Annotated in this window: 20 protein-coding genes; 15 read left to right on the top strand and 5 right to left on the bottom strand. The window is 71.2% G+C overall.

What is annotated here, in order from left to right:
• Positions 1-5: 5 nt before the first annotated feature.
• Both ACT2CW_RS39925 and ACT2CW_RS39920 read left to right on the top strand, forming a co-directional pair.
• Positions 6-788, top strand: a complete 783-nt coding sequence (locus tag ACT2CW_RS39925) for an SDR family oxidoreductase (RefSeq protein WP_086885487.1) — start codon at positions 6-8, stop codon at positions 786-788.
• On the top strand, positions 785-1846 hold the full coding sequence (locus tag ACT2CW_RS39920) for a threonine aldolase family protein (protein ID WP_311767052.1): 1062 nt from the start codon (positions 785-787) through the stop codon (positions 1844-1846). Before ACT2CW_RS39925 ends, ACT2CW_RS39920 begins: the two co-directional genes overlap by 4 nt.
• 196 nt (positions 1847-2042) lie before the next feature.
• Here the strand turns inward: ACT2CW_RS39920 and ACT2CW_RS39915 are convergent, their stop codons facing one another.
• The gene (locus tag ACT2CW_RS39915) at positions 2043-2774 is read right to left on the bottom strand and encodes a lysophospholipid acyltransferase family protein (protein ID WP_445520123.1); all 732 of its coding nucleotides are present in this window, start codon (positions 2772-2774) and stop codon (positions 2043-2045) included.
• Between the two features lie 183 nt (positions 2775-2957).
• On the opposite strand from ACT2CW_RS39915, the gene ACT2CW_RS39910 reads away from it, so the two are divergent.
• The 7 genes from ACT2CW_RS39910 (at position 2958) to ACT2CW_RS39880 (ending at position 8917) form a co-directional block, all read left to right on the top strand.
• Positions 2958-3317, top strand: a complete 360-nt coding sequence (locus ACT2CW_RS39910; protein ID WP_199334534.1) for a TlpA family protein disulfide reductase — start codon at positions 2958-2960, stop codon at positions 3315-3317.
• A gap of 58 nt (positions 3318-3375) precedes the next feature.
• Positions 3376-3456, top strand: coding sequence for a putative leader peptide (locus tag ACT2CW_RS39905; protein ID WP_317259516.1), 81 nt, complete (start codon positions 3376-3378; stop codon positions 3454-3456).
• A gap of 56 nt (positions 3457-3512) precedes the next feature.
• A complete protein-coding gene (locus ACT2CW_RS39900) occupies positions 3513-4019 on the top strand; it encodes a flavin reductase family protein (protein WP_445520122.1) in 507 nt (168 codons plus the stop codon).
• A 288-nt stretch (positions 4020-4307) separates the two neighbouring features.
• On the top strand, positions 4308-5093 hold the full coding sequence (locus ACT2CW_RS39895) for an electron transfer flavoprotein subunit beta/FixA family protein (RefSeq protein WP_414083879.1): 786 nt from the start codon (positions 4308-4310) through the stop codon (positions 5091-5093).
• Between the two features lie 58 nt (positions 5094-5151).
• Positions 5152-6114, top strand: coding sequence for an electron transfer flavoprotein subunit alpha/FixB family protein (locus ACT2CW_RS39890; RefSeq protein WP_445520121.1), 963 nt, complete (start codon positions 5152-5154; stop codon positions 6112-6114).
• A 158-nt stretch (positions 6115-6272) separates the two neighbouring features.
• A complete protein-coding gene (locus ACT2CW_RS39885; protein WP_445520120.1) occupies positions 6273-7565 on the top strand; it encodes a DUF6986 family protein in 1293 nt (430 codons plus the stop codon).
• Between the two features lie 140 nt (positions 7566-7705).
• A complete protein-coding gene (locus ACT2CW_RS39880) occupies positions 7706-8917 on the top strand; it encodes a hypothetical protein (RefSeq protein ID WP_445520119.1) in 1212 nt (403 codons plus the stop codon).
• Positions 8918-8962: 45 nt separating this feature from the next.
• Here the strand turns inward: ACT2CW_RS39880 and ACT2CW_RS39875 are convergent, their stop codons facing one another.
• A complete protein-coding gene (locus ACT2CW_RS39875) occupies positions 8963-9595 on the bottom strand; it encodes a GAP family protein (RefSeq protein ID WP_445520118.1) in 633 nt (210 codons plus the stop codon).
• A gap of 178 nt (positions 9596-9773) precedes the next feature.
• Here ACT2CW_RS39875 and ACT2CW_RS39870 point away from each other — a divergent pair, with 178 nt between their 5' ends.
• On the top strand, positions 9774-10157 hold the full coding sequence (locus tag ACT2CW_RS39870; protein ID WP_037961997.1) for an SHOCT domain-containing protein: 384 nt from the start codon (positions 9774-9776) through the stop codon (positions 10155-10157).
• Positions 10158-10231: 74 nt separating this feature from the next.
• Here ACT2CW_RS39870 and ACT2CW_RS39865 read toward each other — a convergent pair whose 3' ends face one another.
• Both ACT2CW_RS39865 and ACT2CW_RS39860 read right to left on the bottom strand, forming a co-directional pair.
• Positions 10232-10684: a hypothetical protein gene (locus tag ACT2CW_RS39865; RefSeq protein ID WP_164436615.1), complete on the bottom strand. Its 453-nt coding sequence runs from the start codon at positions 10682-10684 to the stop codon at positions 10232-10234.
• Positions 10685-10867: 183 nt separating this feature from the next.
• The gene (locus tag ACT2CW_RS39860) at positions 10868-11935 is read right to left on the bottom strand and encodes a LacI family DNA-binding transcriptional regulator (protein WP_164436616.1); all 1068 of its coding nucleotides are present in this window, start codon (positions 11933-11935) and stop codon (positions 10868-10870) included.
• A gap of 145 nt (positions 11936-12080) precedes the next feature.
• Here ACT2CW_RS39860 and ACT2CW_RS39855 point away from each other — a divergent pair, with 145 nt between their 5' ends.
• Both ACT2CW_RS39855 and ACT2CW_RS39850 read left to right on the top strand, forming a co-directional pair.
• Positions 12081-13058, top strand: coding sequence for an ROK family protein (locus tag ACT2CW_RS39855; RefSeq protein WP_445520117.1), 978 nt, complete (start codon positions 12081-12083; stop codon positions 13056-13058).
• 132 nt (positions 13059-13190) lie between these two features.
• On the top strand, positions 13191-14765 hold the full coding sequence (locus ACT2CW_RS39850; protein WP_445520142.1) for a protein kinase domain-containing protein: 1575 nt from the start codon (positions 13191-13193) through the stop codon (positions 14763-14765).
• Positions 14766-14811: 46 nt separating this feature from the next.
• Here the strand turns inward: ACT2CW_RS39850 and ACT2CW_RS39845 are convergent, their stop codons facing one another.
• Positions 14812-16869, bottom strand: a complete 2058-nt coding sequence (locus ACT2CW_RS39845) for an NPCBM/NEW2 domain-containing protein (protein WP_445520116.1) — start codon at positions 16867-16869, stop codon at positions 14812-14814.
• Between the two features lie 213 nt (positions 16870-17082).
• Here ACT2CW_RS39845 and ACT2CW_RS39840 point away from each other — a divergent pair, with 213 nt between their 5' ends.
• From ACT2CW_RS39840 to ACT2CW_RS39830, 3 genes are read left to right on the top strand one after another with little or no spacing between them, the layout of a single operon-like run.
• The gene (locus ACT2CW_RS39840) at positions 17083-18366 is read left to right on the top strand and encodes an ABC transporter substrate-binding protein (RefSeq protein ID WP_166484439.1); all 1284 of its coding nucleotides are present in this window, start codon (positions 17083-17085) and stop codon (positions 18364-18366) included.
• A 12-nt stretch (positions 18367-18378) separates the two neighbouring features.
• On the top strand, positions 18379-19293 hold the full coding sequence (locus ACT2CW_RS39835; protein ID WP_432046979.1) for a carbohydrate ABC transporter permease: 915 nt from the start codon (positions 18379-18381) through the stop codon (positions 19291-19293).
• On the top strand, positions 19290-20210 hold the full coding sequence (locus tag ACT2CW_RS39830; protein ID WP_166484440.1) for a carbohydrate ABC transporter permease: 921 nt from the start codon (positions 19290-19292) through the stop codon (positions 20208-20210). Before ACT2CW_RS39835 ends, ACT2CW_RS39830 begins: the two co-directional genes overlap by 4 nt.
• The last annotated feature ends 54 nt before the right edge of the window (positions 20211-20264 follow it).

Raw genomic sequence — 20264 nt, 5'->3', positions numbered from 1 at the left:
CGAGCATGACCACACCGACATCGAGCCCGAGCCCGAACGAGCCGGGCGAGCGGCCGCTGGACGGTGCGGTGGTGGCGGTGGCCGGCGCGGCCGGCCCCGCCGGCCGGGCCGCGGTGCTCCGCCTCGCCGAGGCGGGCGCCACCGTCGTCGCCTCCGACGCCGACCCGGTCCGGCTGGCCGAGGTCGTGGACGCGGCGCGCTACGCCCACGGCGGCGCCAGCGTCACCGGTGAGACGGTCGACCTGCTCGACCTCGGCGCCGCCCGCGCCTGGGCCGACCGCACCGAGAAGGAGTTCGGCCGGGTCGACGGGCTGATCCACCTGGTCGGCGGCTGGCGCGGCAGCAAGACCTTCGCGGACGCCCCGCTCGCCGACTGGGACACCCTGCACAATCTGCTGATCCGCACCGCCCAGCACACCTCCCTCGCCTTCCACGACGCCCTGCTGCGCAGCGGCAAGGGCCGCTATGTACTGATCAGCGCGGCGGGCGCGTCCAAGCCCACCGCGGGCAACGCCGCGTACGCCGCGGCCAAGGCCGCCGCCGAGGCGTGGACGCTCGCGCTCGCCGACTCCTTCCGCAAGCTGGGGGGCGAGGGCGGTCCGTCGGCGGCCGCTGCCATCCTGGTGGTCAAGGCGCTGGTGCACGACGCCATGCGGGCGGAGCGCCCCAACGCGAAGTTCGCGGGCTTCACGGACGTCAAGGAGCTGGCCGAGGCCATCACCGGACTCTGGGACCGGCCCGCCCAGGAAGTGAACGGAACCCGCCAGTGGCTGACCCCCAAGCCGTGAGGACCGACGCCCGCCGCCACCACGACCCCGAGGTACGCGGCTTCGCCAGCGACAACTACGCCGGCACCCACCCGGAGATCCTCGCCGCGCTCGCCCTCGCCGACGGAGGCCATCAGGTCTCCTACGGCGAGGACGACTACACCGCGCATCTCCAGTTCGTCATGCGCAGCCACTTCGGCCCGCACGCCCAGGCGTTCCCGGTCTTCAACGGCACCGGCTCCAACGTCGTCGCCCTCCAGGCCCTCACCGACCGCTGGGGCGCGGTCATCTGCGCCGAGTCCGCCCATATCAACGTGGACGAGTGCGGGGCGCCCGAGCGCGTCGGCGGGCTGAAGCTGCTCACCGTCCCCACCGAGGACGGCAAGCTCACCCCCGAGCTCATCGACCGCCAGGCGTGGGGCTGGGACGATGAGCACCGGGCGATGCCGCAGGTGGTCTCGATCGCCCAGAACACCGAGCTCGGCACCGTCTACACGGTGGACGAGATCCGCGCCATCTGCGACCACGCGCACGAGCGCGGGATGAAGGTCCACCTCGACGGCGCCCGGATAGCCAACGCGGCCGCGTCGCTGGACGTGCCGATGCGCGCGTTCACCAACGCGGCGGGCGTCGACATCCTGTCGTTCGGCGGCACCAAGAACGGGATGCTCTTCGGCGAGGCCGTCGTCGTCCTCGACCCGGACGCGGTGGGCGCCATGAAGCATCTGCGCAAGCTGTCCATGCAGCTGGCGTCCAAGATGCGGTTCATCTCCGTCCAGCTGGAGGCCCTGCTCGCCCGCGACCTGTGGCTGCGCAACGCCCGCCACGCCAACACCATGGCGCGGCGGCTGGCGGATGGGGTGCGCGCGGTGGACGGGGTGGAGATCCTCCACCCGGTCCAGGCCAACGCGGTCTTCGCCCGGCTCCCGCACGAGGTGAGCGAACGCCTCCAGAAGCGCTACCGCTTCTACTTCTGGGACGAGGCCGCGGGCGATGTGCGCTGGATGTGCTCCTTCGACACCACGGAGGAGGACGTGGACGGCTTCATCACGGCCCTCAAGGAGGAGATGGGCCGGTAGGCCGTTGCCGGGAACGAGCGCACGGGGCGGGCCGTGGTGGTCAGTCCTAAGCGGCCTCATTGAAGCCCGGTGCGGTTCGGGTGCGCCCCGAAGGGGCGCGGGCTGTGTCGATGTGCGGCTCCGCCGCGTGGGCGCGACCAGCCACGACGGCGCCGCGGACGATCGACGACAGGTCAGGGCACTTCCCGCGGAGCGCTTAGCGGCCGCGGTCCAGGGCCAGCGCCTCGGCCGGGGTGGGCGCGGTGCCGCCCAGGTGGGCCGGGACCCACCAGGTGTCCTCCGGGCCCTTGGGCCGCACCGGATAGGCCCGCTGCGCCGCCTCCAGCAGCTCCTGCACCCGGCCGCGCAGCCGCTCGGTCAGGGTGTCCGAGGGCTCGGTCGGGTCGGCCTCCATCGGCTCTCCGACCCGCATCGTGATCGGGTAGTGATGGCGGCCCAGGGCCCGCTTCTGGCCCTTGGTCCACAGCCGCTGGGTGCCCCACAGCGCCATCGGCAGCAGCGGGACGCCCGCCTCCTGGGCCAGCCGGGCCGCGCCCGACTTGAAGTTCTTGAGCGTGAAGGACCGCGAGATCGTCGCCTCCGGGAAGACGCCGATGATCTCGCCGGAGCGCAGCGCGCGCAGGGCGTGCTTGTACGCGTCCATGCCCGCCGCGCGGTCCACCGGAATGTGCTTCATCGCGCGCATCAGCGGCCCGGAGACCTTGTGCCGGAAGACCGAATCCTTGGCCATGAACCGCACCAGCCGCTTGGCCGGACGGGCGGTCAGCCCGCAGAAGACGAAGTCGAGATAGCCGATGTGGTTGCTCACCAGAACCGCGCCGCCCGTCTGCGGGACATTCTCGGTGCCCTTGATGTCGAAGCGCAGATCGAGCGCCTTGAACATGGTGCGGGCGATGCCGATCACCGGCGGGTAGACGAGCTCTGCCATCGAGGACCCTTCGTCGTATGCCTGGGGAGGGTTCTCCCGGCGGAAGTTACGCGGCCGTAGGTATCCGGCTTCTGGCAGATGGTGCCCGATGTCGTCTCTTTGTGCTACCGCACGGCACGGCCCGGCCGAGAGATCCTCATCACGTCGGGGAGCCGCCGGGGAATCCCCGGGCCGCCCAGGACGCTGCACCAGGGAGGCCCGACCGGGAGGAGACAGGTGCGAGACGGCGACGGAAGCCGGCGGCTGGGCGCCGCCGAGCTCGGCGCGGAGCTGGGGGAGCGGGCGACGCTGGTCCAGTTCTCCAGCGCCTTCTGCCAGCCCTGCCGGGCCACCCGGCGGACGCTGTCCGAGGTGGCCGCGATGGTGGACGGGGTGGCACACATCGAGATCGACGCCGAGTCGAGGCTGGAGCTCGTCCGGGCGCTGGACATCGCCCGCACCCCCACCGTGCTGGTGCTCGACGCGGCCGGGCGGGTCGTACGGCGGGCCTCCGGGCCGCCGCGCCGGGCCGATGTCATCGCCGCTCTGGGTGATGCCGTGTGAGCCTCCGCGCCCCGGCCCCACTTGACGGTCCGCACCCCGCGTGGTCAGGGTGAACGGCATGCGGCCTGGACCCCTTCTTTACGGACGTGTGCACGTGGACCTGATGCGGACCGCCGGCGCACGGTGTCCGGGCGGGTGAGCGAACGAGAGGACAAGCGCAGCCCCCGCCCGTACCTCCGGCAGAAGGACAACTCCATGACGGCAACGCACGACCTCGGCACGTCCCCGCTGACGACGTCCGACCTCTTCCGCTCCGTCTTCCGCCGGCACGCCTCCGGCGTCGCCGTGATCACCGCCCAGGGCGCCCGCCCGGTCGGCTTCACCGCCACCTCCCTCGCCTCCGTGGCCGCCGAGCCGCCGCTGCTCTCCTTCGGCGTGGGCACCGGCTCCTCGAGCTGGCCGGTGCTCTCCGAGGCCGAGTACGTCGGTGTCCACATTCTGGGCGAGCACCAGCGCGAACTGGCCGCGACCTTCGCGCGCAGCGGTGCCGACCGCTTCGGACCGGCCACCGGCTGGCGCTCGGGACCGGAGGGCGTACCGGTGCTCGACGGGGTGCTGGCGTGGCTGGTGTGCCGGGTGGTGGCCCGGATACCCGCCGGGGACCACCGGGTGCTGATCGGCGAGGTCACCACGGGTACCGCGGCCGGAGTCGGCCGTCCGCTGCTGTACCACCAGGGGCGCTTCAACGCGCTCCGCGACTGACCTGCCACGCGCCCGGCGACTGACCTGCCACGCGCTCCGCGGCCGGTCCGCGCCTCTCCTCCTTGGCATGTACGCCTCGCCTTGATCACGGCCGTTGGCAAGGTCACAGTTCAAGCGGGTTGCGCATGGGGAATGAGCTGGGTGTACTGACGAGTAATATTTTGCTGCGGTGCATGGGCCGCCCCGGCAGGAAACCGCCCGCGGTACCGCCCGGGTCCCGCCCCCGAAGGCGCCTATGCTGCCAGCAACAAGGCAGCTCGGTAGAGACGATGCAGTAGGAGAGCCGGCGTGAGCTTGAGGATCGTTGTCTGTGTGAAGTACGTGCCCGACGCCACCGGCGACCGGCACTTCGCCGAAGACCTGACCGTCGATCGCGACGACGTGGACGGCCTGCTCTCGGAGCTGGACGAGTACGCGGTCGAGCAGGCCCTCCAGATCGCCGACGAGGCCGATGATGCCGAGATCACCGTCCTGACCGTCGGCCCGGAGGACGCCAAGGACGCGCTGCGCAAGGCGCTGTCGATGGGGGCGGACAAGGCCGTGCACGTCGAGGACGACGATCTGCACGGCACCGACGCGCTGGGCACCTCGCTGGTGCTGGCCAAGGCCATCGAGAAGACCGGCTACGACCTGGTCGTCTGCGGCATGGCGTCCACCGACGGCACCATGGGCGTGCTCCCGGCGATGCTGGCGGAGCGCCTCGGTGTGCCGCAGGTGTCGCTGCTGTCGGAGGTGTCGGTCGAGGACGGCACCGTGACGGGGCGCCGGGACGGGGACACCGCGACCGAGCAGCTTCAGGCGTCGCTTCCGGCGGTGGTGTCGGTGACCGACCAGTCGGGTGAGGCCCGCTACCCGTCGTTCAAGGGCATCATGGCGGCGAAGAAGAAGCCGGTGACCTCCTGGGACCTGGAGGACCTGGAGATCGAGTCGGACGAGGTCGGTCTCGAGGGTGCCTGGACGGCCGTGGACGGCGCCACCGAGCGTCCGGCCCGCACCGCGGGCACGATCGTCAAGGACGAGGGCGAGGGCGGCAAGCAGCTCGCCGAGTTCCTCGCGGGTCAGAAGTTCATCTGACCGGTTCCCGCCGCCCCTACCGTCCAGATTTTTCGCATGTCGCAGGAGAGCGATTCCCATGGCTGAAGTCCTTGTCTACGTCGACCACGTGGACGGTGCCGTCCGCAAGCCCACCCTGGAGCTGCTGACCCTGGCCCGCCGCATCGGCGAGCCGGTTGCCGTCTCCCTCGGCTCCGGTGCCGAGAACACCGCGTCCACCCTCGCCGAGCACGGCGCCGTGCGAGTGCTGACCGCGGACGCGTCCGAGTTCGCCGACTACCTGGTCGTTCCGAAGGTGGACGCGGTCCAGGCCGCGTTTGAGGCGGTCTCGCCGTCCGCCGTGCTGTTCCCGTCCTCCGCGGAGGGCAAGGAGATCGCGGCCCGGCTCGCGGTCCGTATCGGTTCGGGCATCATCACCGACGCGGTGGACCTGGAGGCGGGTGAGGAGGGTCCGGTGGCCACGCAGTCGGTGTTCGCCGCCGCCTTCACCACCAAGTCCCGGGTCAGCAGGGGCACGCCGGTGATCACCGTCAAGCCGAACTCGGCCGCGGTGGAGGCCGCTCCGGCCGCGGGCGCGGTCGAGGCGCTGGAGGTGTCCTTCTCGGAGAAGGCCACTGGTACGAAGGTCGTCGCGCGCACGCCGCGTGAGTCGACCGGGCGTCCGGACCTGACCGAGGCCGCGATCGTGGTCTCCGGTGGCCGTGGTGTGGGCGGCGCGGAGAACTTCCCCGTCGTCGAGGCCCTCGCCGACTCCCTGGGCGCGGCCGTCGGTGCGTCGCGCGCGGCGGTGGACGCGGGCTGGTATCCGCACACCAACCAGGTGGGCCAGACGGGTAAGACCGTCTCGCCGCAGCTGTACATCGCGGCGGGTATCTCGGGTGCGATCCAGCACCGGGCCGGTATGCAGACCTCGAAGACCATCGTGGCCGTCAACAAGGATGCCGAGGCCCCGATCTTCGACCTGGTCGACTACGGCGTGGTGGGCGACCTCTTCGAGGTCGTCCCGCAGCTGACCGAGGAGGTCAAGACCCGCAAGGGCTGACCCCCGCCGGACCTCCGCGAGGCCCCGTACGCGACGCGCGTGCGGGGCCTCGCGGCTGCCGGGAGGGTGTTGACCCGCGGTTCCACGGCTGGCTAACTTCACTCCACGGATCATCGTTTCCGTACAGCGGAAATGACGGGAAGGGCGGAGGAGCGGACATGGAGCCTCAGGAGACGGTGCGGACCAGCCTGCCCGGTGCCGTACGGGCGTCCGTCGCCGATTCCCTCGCCGCCGTCGACGCCGAGCTCGCCCGCCGCTACCCCGGCGACCCGGGCACCCGTCAGCCCGTCCACACCGTCTACGTCCCTGCCGATCTCTTCACCGCCGGTACGGTGCGCGACTGGGGCGATCAGGCGCTGGCGGCCCTCGACCGGCACGCCCCCGACGCCGCCTCCTTCGCCGACGTGCTCGGCCTCCCCGGCGAACTCGCCGAGCCCGTCCACACCCGGGTGCGGGCCAAGCTCGAGCGCGAGCCCGTGGAGGATCTGCGGATCGACTTCGAGGACGGCTACGGCCTCCGCCCCGACGCCGAGGAGGACGCCGCGGCCGCCCGCGCCGCCTCGCTCGTCGCGGCCGCCCGCGCCGAGGGCACCGCGCCGCCCTACGTGGGCATCCGCATGAAGTGCCTGGAGGCCGCCGTGCGCGACCGCGGCATCCGCACCCTCGACATCTTCCTCACCGGGCTGATGGCGGCCGGAGGGCTGCCGGACGGCCTGGTGCTCACCCTCCCCAAGGTGACGTACGCCGAGCAGGTCACCGCGATGGCCCGGCTGTGCGAGGAGTTCGAGAAGGCGCACGGACTCGCCGCCGGCCGCATCGGCTTCGAGATCCAGATCGAGACCACCCAGGCAATCCTCGGCCCGGACGGCCGCGCCACCGTCGCCCGGATGATCGACGCCGCCGGGGGGCGGGCCACCGGACTGCACTACGGCACCTTCGACTACAGCGCCTCCTGTGGCGTCGGCGCCGCCCATCAGTCCATGGACCACCCCGTGGCCGACCACGCCAAGGCCGTGATGCAGGTCGCCGCCGCGGGCACCGGCGTACGGCTCTCCGACGGCTCCACCAACGTGCTGCCGGTCGGCCCCACCGAGCGGGTCCACGACGCCTGGCGGCTCCACCACCGCCTGGTCCGGCGGTCGTTGGCGCGCGCGTACTACCAGGGCTGGGACATGCACCCCGGCCACCTCCCGACCCGCTACGCCGCCGTCTACGCGTTCTACCGCGAGGGCCTGGAGGCGGCCGCGGAACGGCTCGCCGCGTATGTGGACCGTACGGCCGGAGGGACCGGCATCGCCGACGAACCGGCCACCGCGAAGGCGCTCAGCGGCCACCTGGTGCGCGGGCTGGACTGCGGGGCCCTCGACGGCGCCGAGGTCGAGCGGCTGACCGGGCTCGGCCGCGCCGAACTCGACGCGCTGGCGGGCCGCGCTGCCCCGGCCGCCTCCTGACCGACCCCGGAGCACCGGATCCGCGGGAGCCCACGGATCGGCCCGTACCACCGGGCCCGCTGATCCGCTTGGCCACATCCGCTCACCCGCACGTGTCACCCGGGATGCGGCCCCGCCGGTGAAGGCGGGAGATGGGTGTCATGGCCAGAAGCGCCGTGTCGGCCCTGCTGATCCTGCTCGGTTGCCTCCTCGTACCGGTGTCCGTGCTGACGGTGTGGGTCCACGACATCGTCCTGGACACCGACCGCTATGTGGCGACCGTCGCCCCGCTCGCGAAGGACCCGGCGATCCAGGACACCGCCGTGGAACAGGTCAGCCAGGCCGTCGACATCCGCCACAACAGCCAGGAGATCACCGCCGACATCGCCTCCTGGCTGCGCGCCCACGGCCTCCCGGAGCGGGCCGCCGACACCATCGAGGGGCTGGCCCCGCAGCTGGACTCGGCCCTGGACCAGGCGGTGCGGAAGGTGGCCGCCCACATCGTGCGCAGCGAGCAGTTCCCCGCCGTGTGGACCGGCGCCAACCGGGCCGCACACACCGCCGTCGTGAGCGCCCTCACCGGCAAGGGCGGCGGGCCGGTCGGCGTCGAGGGCCACACCGTCACCCTCAACGTCGGCGCCGCCGTGGAGCGGGTCAGACAGCAGCTGGTGGACGCCGGGCTCCCCGCGGTGACCGGCATCCCGGACATCCACCAGCGGCTCGTCCTCTTCCACTCCGACCGGCTCGACACCATCCGGCGGTCGGCGCGCCTGCTCGACCTGGCCGGGAACTGGCTGCCCGCGCTGACCGTGACCCTCGGCGGTACGGGAGTGCTGCTCGCCCGCCGGCGCCGCCGGGCGCTCGCCCGCGCGGCCCTGGGCGCCGCGCTCGCCTCCCTCGCCCTGGCCCTGGTCCTCGTGGTGGGCCGCCGCTACTACCTCGACCATGTGCCGACGAGCGTGCTGTCCCGGGACGCCGCCTCGGTCCTCTTCGACACGGTGGTGCGCTTCCTGCGGGTCACCGTGCTCACCGTGCTGGTGCTCGGCCTCGTGGTCGCGCTCGGCGCCTATCTGACAGGCCCTGGGCGGCTGCCGAGCACCGTACGCGGCCGGGCCGAGGTCCTCGCCGACAGCGCGGCCCGCTGGGGCGCGGCCCACGGGATGCGCACTGGCCGGGCCGGCACCTGGACCGCCGACCACCGGCGGGGACTGACGACGACGGCCCTGCTGGTGCCGGTCGCGGTGTTCGCCCTGTGGAACCACCCCACCGTGCTGACGGTCCTCTTCCTGGTGCTGATCCTGCTGGCCGCCCTCGCTGTGATCGCCCTCCTGGCCGCCACGGGCCGCACGGGCGCGCACGGCCGGGGCGGTTGAGCCGGGGCGGTTGACGCCGGGTCGGGGTGGTCCGTTCACAGGCCGTCAGGGGGCCAGGATGAGCACGATGAAGATCAGGCACGCGGCGACATTGACCACCCAGCTATGGGTGGTGAGCCATTCCCGGAGCCGGGGCATCGCGCGCCGCGCCCGGTCGCCGAGGAGGAGGTAGACCAGCAGTGGCAGTGCCGCGATCAGCAGGGTGGCGGCGATGAACGGCAGCGCGGCCGTCCAATCCGCGTCGTGCTGCTCCAGATTCGCCCCCACGGTCAGCATGACCGCGATGTCGGACGGCATGAGCAGGATGATCAGAAAGCCCGTCGTGAGCGCCTTACGGGGGTCGGCCTCCATCAGCGAGCCCAGCCACTTCGGCAGCTCGACCGTCCGCCGCTTCACCACGTTCTTCACGGCGACCAGCGCCAGCAGTCCCACCAGCACCAGTTGGACGACGAGCGCCGCCACACCCCGGACGGACGAGTCGCCCGGTGCGATGGCCTGCCCCAGCAGCGCGAAGATCCCCCGGGCGAGGGCGACTCCCGCCGCCGTGGCGATCGCCACCCCGAGCAGAAACGCCAGGCACACCCGCACCGGCCGCGCGGTGGTCACGAGGACGACGGCGGCCACGATCTGCGGCCCCGCCATCATCGTGACGGCCAGGGGAAGAACCTGGAGTCCCATGGGTCCGCCCGCCCTTCCGGCCTCCGTCGCGTGGTGACGCCCCGCCCTCCCATTGGTACGCACCGCCCGCCCTGGTGGCATCCGCTGCTGCGCCGACCGGGGGCCGCCGTAAGCTGAGGATGTGGGCCCTGGTGAGGCCCTGGTGGCCCCGCCGGGCGTGTCCGACGGGAGGCAGACGATGGACTATCCACTGCTGAATGTTTTTCTGACCACGATGTGGGTCTTTCTGTGGATCCTGTGGCTGTTTCTGCTGTTCCGCGTGTTCGCCGATCTCTTCCGCGACGACTCGCTGAACGGATGGGCCAAGGCGGGCTGGACCGTCTTCGTCCTGGTGCTGCCCTTCCTCGGCGTCTTCGTGTACCTGGTGGCACGTGGCCGTGGGATGGGCATGCGTGAGATGGAGCGGGCCGAGAAGGCGGAGGCGGACTTCCGGGAGTTCGTGCGGACGACCGCCGCCACGGGCCGCGCGGAGGAGCTCGAGCACCTGGTGGAGCTCAAGAATCACGGCGACCTCACGGCCGAGGAGTACGAGCGCGCCAAGGCAAAGGTGCTCGCCGCCTGAGAGGTGGTGGAACGCCTTCGGGCTGTCGCGGGCGAAGGCACGGGCGTCGCCGGGGCCGGACCGGTCAGTACGGGTCAGTACCGCAGCGCCGTGCCCACGTTCGCCGTGATGTGGCCGGTGAGCTTGCGGTGGCTGCGGGCGGTGGCCGGAGTGGGCTGGTTCGGGGGCACCTTGGACAGGCGCAGGACGACGGCGTCCACCAAGTGACCGCTCGCGTCGCGGAAGTTGACCTCGATGGCGTAGCCGGCCGGGTGCTTGGCCCGGTTGGTCACGGTCAGCGGTGCCACGGCCCGTCCCGCGCCGTCGCGGCGCACCCGGCCGACCTTCACCTCACGCTTGGCCTGGGAGCCGCCCTTGATCTTGTCCAGCTCGGCCTGCGCCGACGCCCTCGCGGACGCGATGGCGGCGGAGGCCCGGGACACCTCGGACGACGGGGTGCCCCCGTGGTCCGAACAGCCGACGGCGGCCGGCGCCAGCACGGCCATGAGGCTCACCGCGCAGATCGTCCGCGTTCGGCGCCCGCTCATCGCGTCTCCCTCGTTCCGTCGGACGGGCCCCGGGCCCTCCGCCTCCACCCTCGGGGGAGTGGGGGACCGAGGCAACCGGAGCGGGGCCGTTCAGGCGTTCGGGGAAGGGCGCCGGTCCGGGAAGGGCCCCGTTCGGGGAAGGGCCCCGTTCGGGGAAGGAGTGTCGTTCGGAGAAGAGGGCGCTCAGGATGTCGCGGGCGGGGGCAGTTCGCCCGAGCCGCGCGGGATCAGCCGGGTCGGCAGGACGAGCCGCCGGGGGTCCCCGCCCGCGCCGTCGAGGCGGCGGAAGAGCAGATCGGCTGCCGTACGGCCGAGCTGGGCCGAGTCCTGGGCTATGACGGTGATCCCGGGGGAGAGCAGATCGGCGAGCTCGAAGTCGTCGAAGCCGATGAGGGCCACCGGCGTGGCGGGCGCGGGGCGCTCGGCCAGGACCCGTACGACCGTGACGGTGACCCGGTTGTTGCCCGCGAAGAGCGCGGTGACCGGCTCGGCGGCGTCCAGCATCGCGGTGGCCGCGGTCCGGACCCGCTCCGGGTCGGTGGGGCCGAGCGAGACCCAGGCGTCATGGACCGGCAAACCGGCCTCGCTCATCGCTGCGTGATAGCCGCGCAGCCGCTCGGCGGCGGTGTGGATGCCGGGCAGGTCGCCGAGGAACCCGATCCGGCGGTGGCCATGGGCGATCAGATGGGCGACGGCGTCGTGGGAGCCGCCGAAGCTGTCGGCGAGCACGGCGTCGGCGTCGATGCGCCCCGCGGGCCGGTCGACGAAGACGGTGGCGACCCCGGCCGCCATCTCGGGCGCCAGATAGCGGTGGTCATGCCCGGCCGGGATGATGACGAGGCCGTCGACCCGGCGCGCGCACAGCGCGAGCACCAGCTCCTGTTCCCGCTCGGGGTCCTCCGCGCTGGATCCGTTGATCAGCAGCGCGCCATGGGCCCGGGCGACCTCCTCGACGGCGCGGCTCAGCGGACCGTAGAAGGGGTCGGCCAGATCCTCCAGGACCAGTCCGATGCTCGCCGTACGGCCTTTGCGCAGAATGCGGGCGCTGTCGTTGCGGCGGAAGCCGAGCGCGGTGATCGCCTCCTGGACGCGGCGCTCGGTGTCGGGGGTGACGCCCGGCTCGCCGTTGACCACTCTGGAGACGGTCTTGAGGCCGACTCCGGCCCGGGCGGCGACATCCTTCATAGTGGGCCGGGTGCCGTAACGGCGTGTGGGGGTGCGGCTGGCGGTGCCCGGGGCGGTGTCGGTCACAGTGCGCTCGTCCCGTCGCTGGTCGTCGTGGGGGAAGGAGTGACGAGCATAGCCCCTGGACAACGTTGTCAGCGCCGGGAAGACTATTGCCGCACAGCGAACACGTCCATGCCCACCAGCATGCCCACCAGGAGAGTCGACACCTATGCCACGTGACCTCATCGCCGCACTGGACATCGGCGGGACCAAGATCGCGGGCGCTCTGGTGGACGGAAGCGGAAAGCTGGTCGTACGGGCCCGCCGCGCCACCCTTGCCCAGGAGGACGGCGCCACGGTGATGGGCCAGGTGACCGCCGTGCTCGAGGAACTCGCGGCCACCGCGCACTGGTCGCGGGCCGCCGCCGTCGGCATCGGCAGCGCGGGCCCGGTGGACGCCTCAGTGGGCACCGTCAGCCCCGTCAACATCCCCGGCTGGCGTGACTTCCCGCTGGTCGCCGGGGTCCGGGAGACCACCGGCGCACTGCCGCTCTCGCTGGTCGGCGACGGGCCGGCGATGACGGCCGCCGAACACTGGCAGGGCGCGGCGCGCGGCCGTAAGAGCGCGCTGTGCATGGTGGTCTCCACCGGCGTGGGCGGCGGGCTGGTCCTGGGCGGCCGGCTGCACCCGGGCCCGACCGGAAACGCCGGGCACATCGGCCACATCAGCGTGGAGCTGAACGGCGACCTGTGCCCCTGCGGCGGACGCGGCTGTGTGGAGCGGATCGCCAGCGGCCCCAACATCGCCCGCCGCGCGCTGGACGGCGGCTGGCGGCCGGGCCCGGACGGCGACACCAGCGCCGAGGCCGTCGCCGCCTCGGCGCGGGCCGGAGACCCGGTCGCGCGGGCCTCCTTCGAACGGGCCGCCCAGGCCCTGGCCGCCGGGATCGCCGCGACCGCCGCGCTCGTCGAGATCGAGGTGGCGGTCGTGGGCGGCGGCGTGGCGGGCGCCGGGGACGTGCTCTTCGCGCCCCTGCGGCGCGCCCTGCGCCGCTACGCGACCCTGTCGTTCGTCCAGGGGCTGGAGGTCGTCCCGGCGCAGATGGGCACCGACGCCGGGCTGGTGGGCGCGGCCGCCGCGGCGGCGCAGGAGGCGCGTCTCGAGGGGTTCGGCCCGGCGGCGGGCACGCGCCCGGCCGGGGACTGAGCCCCGCTCCTTCACCGTTTGACCATGACCCGCTGTCACCGTCTCCCCCTAAGCTGTTCGCCCGGAGCCCGGAACTGCCCGGGCGGGACCGAGGAGCGCGCTAGGGGAGGCGGAGCGGTGGCACCGGCGGACATGGGCGGCGATCTGTCCGGGCGGCTGCTGGGCGGGCGGTACCAGGTGACGGGCAGTCTCGGCCGGGGCGGCATGGGCGTGGTCTGCAAGGCCGTGGACACGGTGCTCGGCCGGGAGGTCGCGGTCAAGGTGCTGCGCGCCCACACCGACGCCTCCAGCGCCGAACTGGCCGATCTGCGCACCCGGATGCAGCGGGAGGCACGGGCGGCGGCCCGGATCCGGCACTCCGGTGTGATCACGGTCCACGACGTGGCCGAGGAGGGCGGGCTGCCGCTCATCGTCATGGAGCTCATCGACGGGCCCTCGCTCGACGATGTGCTCGACGAGCGGGGCACCCTCGACCCCCGGGAGGCCGCGGGGATCGGCGCCGAGGTCGCGGACTCGCTCGGCGCGGCCCATGGCGCCGGGGTGCTGCACCGGGATGTGAAGCCCGGCAATGTGCTGCTGGACCGCGAGGGCCGTGTCGTCCTCACGGACTTCGGCATCGCGAGCCTGGAAGCGCCCGAGGACGGCGCCACCACCAAGCTGACCCGCAGCGGCGAGCTGATCGGCTCGCTGGACTATCTCGCGCCCGAGCGCGCCCAGGGCCAGGACCCGAGCCCCGCCTCGGACATCTGGGCGCTGGGGATGACGCTGTACGCGGCGGTGGAGGGCTCGTCGCCGTTCCGCCGCACCTCCGTGTGGTCCACGCTCACCGCGATCGTCAATGAGCCGCTGCCCGAGCCGCGGCGGGCCGGGCCGCTGGCGCCCGTGTTGCGCGCGTTGATGGACAAGGACCCGCGAGGGCGGCCGTCCGCCGCCGAGGCGCGCCGGATGCTGGCGGAGGTGGCCGCGGGGGAGACGCCGCGGGGTGCGGCCGGGCCGCCGCCCGTTCCATCGGGCGCGCCGACCGCCTCCGCCCCGCCTCCGGGGTTCGGCCCGCCGCCCGTGGTGGAGCCGCTGGTGAGCGGGGAGCCGGGCGCGGGGGACGGAGCCGGGGCGCGAAGTGCGGGGCGCAGGCGCCGTGGAGTGATCATCGCGGCCGCGGCCGCCACTGTCGCGCTCATCGGCGGCGGGCTGACGTACGCGCTGGTCGGAGGCGATGGCCACACCACGGAGTCGGGGCGGACGAAGGATCCGCCGAGCGAGCCTTCCGCCCCGGGGAAGACCGCCGCACCGGGCGGCGGTAAGGCGAGCGGCACGGCCGGGCAGGGCAGCGCGCGGCCGGATGACACGGCCTCACCCACTCCAAGCGGCGGCGACGGCGGCCAGGGCGGCCCGGCGGCCTCATCGGCCCCGCCCTCGGGCGCCGCGCCCGTCTGCCATGGCGGCGACGGCGGGCGGTACGACTGCGAGGTGTGGCGCGACGCCACCTCGTACACCCACGGCGGTGAGCCGGTCGGCACCCTCAAGCACGGTGTGAACTACTTCTACTGCCAGGAGAACCTGGGCCGCCGGGAGACCTATGGCAAGTGGACGAACGTGTGGTGGGCCAGGACCGACGACGACAACGGCCATCGCGATGTCTATGTGAGCGTCGTCTACGTCAAGGGCGGCGACAATGACGCGCCCCTCCCCGGGCTGCCCGAGTGCTGAGCCGGGGACAGCCGTGGGAAGGGGCGGATCTCATCGGTGGATCTCGTCAGCAGGTGAAGGCCGCGTCGGCCCAGTCCCCGTGATCGCTGGTGACCCCGTCCCCGCCGTCGGTGACGACGAGCCGGACCGTCTTCGCCCCGCCGATGGCGGCGTCGAGGGCGGTGGCCGGATCGGCGTTGGTCAGCGTCTTCGACGAGGCCACCTTGGCGTCGTCCGCCCAGACCTCGAAGCCGACCGTCCCGGCGGTGCCCTCCTCGTCGTCCACGCCGACCTGTGCGGAGAAGCGCGAGCACCGGCCGCCGGTGTAGTACGTGACCTCACTCGGCGCGTGCACGCCCAGGCCCTTGGCGTACGTGGTGCCGCCGAGGGTGAGCGGATGGCCGTCACCCGCGTCGTTCTCGCCGACGCTGGTGTTCTTCTCCACCGGGCCCCAGCCGTTGAGCGCGCTCAGCCAGGGCAGATCGCTCGCGTACGAGCTGCCGGAGGGCGGAGCGACCACCACATGGAGGGCCGATACCAGCCGGGCGGCGGCCTTCTCGCCGCCCGGTGAGCGGTAGTCGGCGCTGACCGTCAGGTCGTACGCACCGGGCGCGGCCCCGGCGGGGGCGGTCACCTGCCAGCGCGTGGCCAGTTTCGAGCCGGTGGGCAGCGAGGCGGCCCGGGTCGGGGAGGTGGCCTTGATCCGCCAGCCGTCGGGGCCGGTGAGCCGGACCGAGACCTGCTGGGCCGGGGTGCGGCCGAGGTCGGTGAGCGTGGTGTCGACCTGGGCCGCGGCCCCGGCCTCGGTCAGCGCGGTGCCGTCGAGGCCGAGTTCGGCGGCGGGCGGGTAGGCGGCCCAGCGGGAGTCGGCCGAGGCCCGGAAGAGCACGGTGCCATGGGCCGGGACGGTGGCCGAGATGGCTCCGGCGGTGTTGTAGTCCTTGTGCGCCCACAGGTCACGCAGCCGGTACGCGGTCGCCCGGGGCAGCCCAACCCCGGTCGCCGTGGTGGCGATGTGCTGCGGCCGGTCGGTCTCGTTGAACAGCGCGACGGCGCGGCTGCCGTCCGCCATCTCCTTGGCGACGACCCAGCGCCCGCCCTCGGAGGAGACCACGGTGCCCTGCTTGCCCAGCGGGTCCTGATCGACGGCGATCACTTCGTGATTGCCGAGGATCTCGTAGGTCTCGGCGTTGGCCTTGCGCAGATCGGTACCGATCAGCAGCGGTGCGGCCATGATCGACCACAGCGAGAAGTGGCTGCGGTACTCGGTGGCCGTCATCCCGCCGTTGCCGACCTCCAGCATGTCGGGGTCGTTCCAGTGGCCGGGCCCGGCGTACTTCGCGAGCGGCAGGTTCTGCTTGGCGATCGACAGCATGCTGCCCCAGCTGTCGCTGATGTCGCCCGTGGTCCGCCACAGATGGCCGACTTCCCCGGCCCATTCCCATGGCTTGTTCTCGCCCCATTCGCAGATGCTGTAGACGATGGGGCGGCCGGTGGTCTCGGTCGCGGCCTTCAGGGCGTCGCGCATGGTGCGGTAGCGCTGCTTGGCGTCGACACCCTGGTTATTGCAGTTGTCGTACTTGAGGTAGTCGATGCCCCAGTCGGCGAACTGCTGGGCGTCGGACTTCTCATGGCCGAGGCCCCCGGGGAAGCCGGCGCTGTTGCAGGTCTTGGTGCCCGCGCTGGTATAGATGCCGATCTTCAGTCCCTTGGCGTGGACATAGTCGGCGACGGCCTTGATGCCGTTCGGGAAGCGGACCGGATCGGGCACCAGCTTGCCATTGGCATCGCGCTGCGGCAGCGCCCAGCAGTCGTCGAGGTTGACGTACTGGTATCCGGCGTCCTTCAGCCCCTTGGTCACGAAGATGTCGGCGATGCCCTTGACCATCGCCTCATTGAACTCCGCTCGGCAGTGGGTGGAGTTCCAGTTGTTGAAGCCCATCGGAGGGGTGAGGGCGAGCCCGTCACCGGGCGCGGCGCCCGGGGCGGAGGCCGGTGGGATGACCTCGGCGGGATGCGCGGGCCGGGCGACGGCCGGGAGGGCCAGGCCGACCGTGGCCAGCAGACCGGCGCTCAGTGCTCCGATGACTCTTCGTCTCGCGGGTCGAAAACAGCGGTGGCGCACGATGCGGGTCCTCCGTTCTCAACGGGGGTAACGCAGTGTCATGGCTGCGTCACATGCGAGCGTTTACGGTAGACCCTGTTGGAGTCTGTTGGAAGAGATGCGATAACAGTTGTTCGATATCTCGTCAAAACACTTGACGATTCGCCTGGCCGCCGGGTGAGATCCCCTCACTCGCGTTCGGTTGTGTTTGATTGAACCTCTGTGGAGGGGCACATGGCACCGTCATCGTCAGGACATCGGATCTCCCGCCGTGCGCTACTACGAGGCACCGCGGCCGGAGCCGGCGCGGTAGCCCTTCCGACGCTGCTGACCGCCTGCGGCGGTCCGGGCAACGAAGTGAAGATCGGCTCCAACGCCTCCGACGCCGTGCCCCGCAAGGCGTTCGCCGAGGTGTTCAACGCGTACGAGAAGAAGTCGGACAAGAAGGTCAAGGTCAACACCGTCAACCACGAGGCCTTCCAGGAGGGCATCAACCGCTATCTGAAGGGCACCCCCGACGACGTCTTCATGTGGTTCGCCGGGTACCGCATGCAGTTCTTCGCCGAGCAGGGGCAGCTCGCCGAGATCAGCGACCTCTGGAAGGGCTTCGACGGCTTCTCCGACGCGCTCAAGGCGCAGTCCACCGGTAAGGACGGCAAGCAGTACCTCGTGCCGTACTACTACTACCCCTGGGCGGTCTTCTACCGGAAGAGCGTCTTCGCCCAGCGCGGCTACGAGGTTCCGAAGACCTTCGACGAGTTCCGGGCGCTCGCCAAGCGGATGGACAAGGACGGCCTCGACGCCATCGCCTTCGGCGACAAGGACGGCTGGCCCGCCATGGGGACCTTCGACTATCTCAATATGCGGGCCAACGGCTACGACTTCCATATCTCGCTCATGGGCGGCAAGGAGTCCTGGACCGATCCCAAGGTCCGAAACGTCTTCGACCTGTGGCGCGGACTGATGCCGTACCACCAGAAGGGCGCCAACGGGCGGACCTGGCAGGAGGCCGCCCAGAGCCTGGCGCAGAAGAAGTCCGGCATGGCGGTCTTCGGGCTGCCCCACCCCGGGCAGCAGTTCTCCGCCGCCGACCGCGACGATCTGGACTTCTTCCCCTTCCCCGAGATCGACTCCGCCTACGGCCAGGACGCGGTGGAGGCGCCGATCGACGGCTTTCTGCTGGCGAAGAAGTCCAAGCGGCAGAAGGAGGGCAAGGAGCTGATGAAGTACCTCGCCACCCCCGCCGCCGAGGAGATCTACCTGAAGCGGGACCCGAACAACATCGCGGTCAACGACAAGGCGTCCACCTCGTCGTACAACGCGCTCCAGAAGAAGGCCGTCGACCTCGTCTCGAACGCCAAGCAGATATCGCAGTTCATGGACCGCGACACCCGGCCGGACTTCGCGTCCCAGGTGATGATCCGGGCCATTCAGCAGTTCATCAACAAGCCGAACGACATCGACGGCCTCACCAAGGACATCGAGTCCCAGAAGAAGACCATCTTCGCCAGCGACTAGGAGATCCGCGCCGTGCCCCTCACGACCGCGCGGCGTGCCAAACGGCGGGGTCCGCGGAGGTTCACCTCCCGCGACCTCGCCGTCATCGGCGTGCTGCTGGGCATACCCGTCCTGCTCGACCTGGCCCTGATCTGGGGCCCGACCCTCGCCTCCATCGGTCTGTCCTTCACCAACTGGGACGGCATCGGCGATATCCACTGGGTGGGCATCGACAACTACAAGACCCTCTTCACCGACTATCCGCCGTTCTGGCCCGCGGTCCGCAACAATCTGCTCTGGGTGGCCTTTCTCGGCTTGGTCGCGACCCCCTTCGGACTGCTGCTGGCCGTACTGCTGGACAAGGGCGTCCGGTTCAGCCGCTTCTACCAGTCCACCCTCTATATGCCGGTGGTGCTCTCCCTCGCCATCGTCGGCTTCATCGCACAGCTGGTCTTCTCCCGTGACCAGGGTGCGCTGAACGCGATCCTCGCCAACAGACACGACCCGGTGGACTGGCTCGGAGACCCGGACCTCAATATCTGGATGGTGCTGCTGGCGGCCGCCTGGCGGCACACCGGGTATGTGATGATCCTCTATCTGGCCGGGCTGAAATCCGTCGATCCCTCGCTCAAGGAAGCGGCCGCGATCGACGGTGCCAGCGAGACCCAGACCTTCTTCCGGGTGGTGCTGCCCACCCTGCGGCCGGTCAATATCATCGTCGGCGTCATCACCGTGATCGAGGCATTGCGCGCCTTCGACATCGTCTACGCCATCAACCACGGGCGTAACGGGCTCGAACTGCTCTCGGTGCTGGTCACCGACAACATCATCGGCGAGGCCAGCCGGATCGGATTCGGCTCCGCGATCGCCGTCGTCCTGCTGACCGTGTCCCTGGGATTCATCGTGACCTATCTGGTCCAGGAGCTGCGAGGGGGGAAGAAGGGATGACCGTCACCACTCCGCCCGCCCCCGTACGGACCGTGACCCCGGTGACCGGCACCGCCAAACGCCGGGTGACCCGTGGCCGGCTCGGGCTGCACGCCTTTCTGATGGTCGTGTCGCTCGCCTTCCTCGCCCCGCTGCTGCTCGCCGTCTACGCCTCGCTGCGGCCGTACGAGGAGACCGCGAAATACGGCTATTTCTCGCTGCCGCGCCATCTGTCGTTCGACTACTACGCCAAGGCGTTCAACGACTCCGGGATGGGCAAGTACTTCGTCAACTCGCTCATCATCGCCGTGCCCGGGGTGCTGTTGACGCTGTTTCTCGCCTCGTTCGTCGCCTTCTGTGTGACCCGGCTGAGAATTCGCGGCGGGCTGGTACTGCTGATGGTGTTCACGGCGGGCAATCTGCTGCCGCAGCAGGTCATCGTCACCCCGCTCTATGTGCTCTTCACCAAGATCGATCTGCCCTATTGGATGTCGGACTCGATGACGATGTACGACTCCTACTGGGCCGTGCTCGCCGTTCAGGTCGCCTTCCAGGTGGGATTCTGCGTCTTCGTCCTCGCCAACTTCATGCGCACCATTCCCGATGAGATCGTGGAGGCGGCGCGGGTGGACGGCGCGGGGGTCTGGACGCAGTACTGGAACATCACGCTTCCGCTGTGCCGGCCCGCGCTGGCCGCGCTCGCCACCCTGCAATTCACCTGGATGTACAACGACTTCCTGTGGGCGCTCGTCTTCATCTCCGACGGCGACAAGCTGCCCATCACCTCCGCGCTCAACAATCTGCGCGGCCAGTTCTTCACCGACTACAACCTGCTCGCGGCGGGCTCGGTGATCGTGGCGCTTCCCACGGTGCTGGTCTTCCTGCTGTTGCAGCGCCACTTCATCGCCGGGCTCACCCTCGGCGCCAGCAAGGGCTGATCCGGCAGGGGTCACTGTGGCTCATGTGGCCACGGTGACCCCTGTGGCACAAGA

Source organism: Streptomyces sp. NEAU-174, from assembly GCF_052665095.1.
Note: the sequence above shows the minus strand (reverse complement) of the source record. Positions and strands in the feature narration are given on the sequence as shown.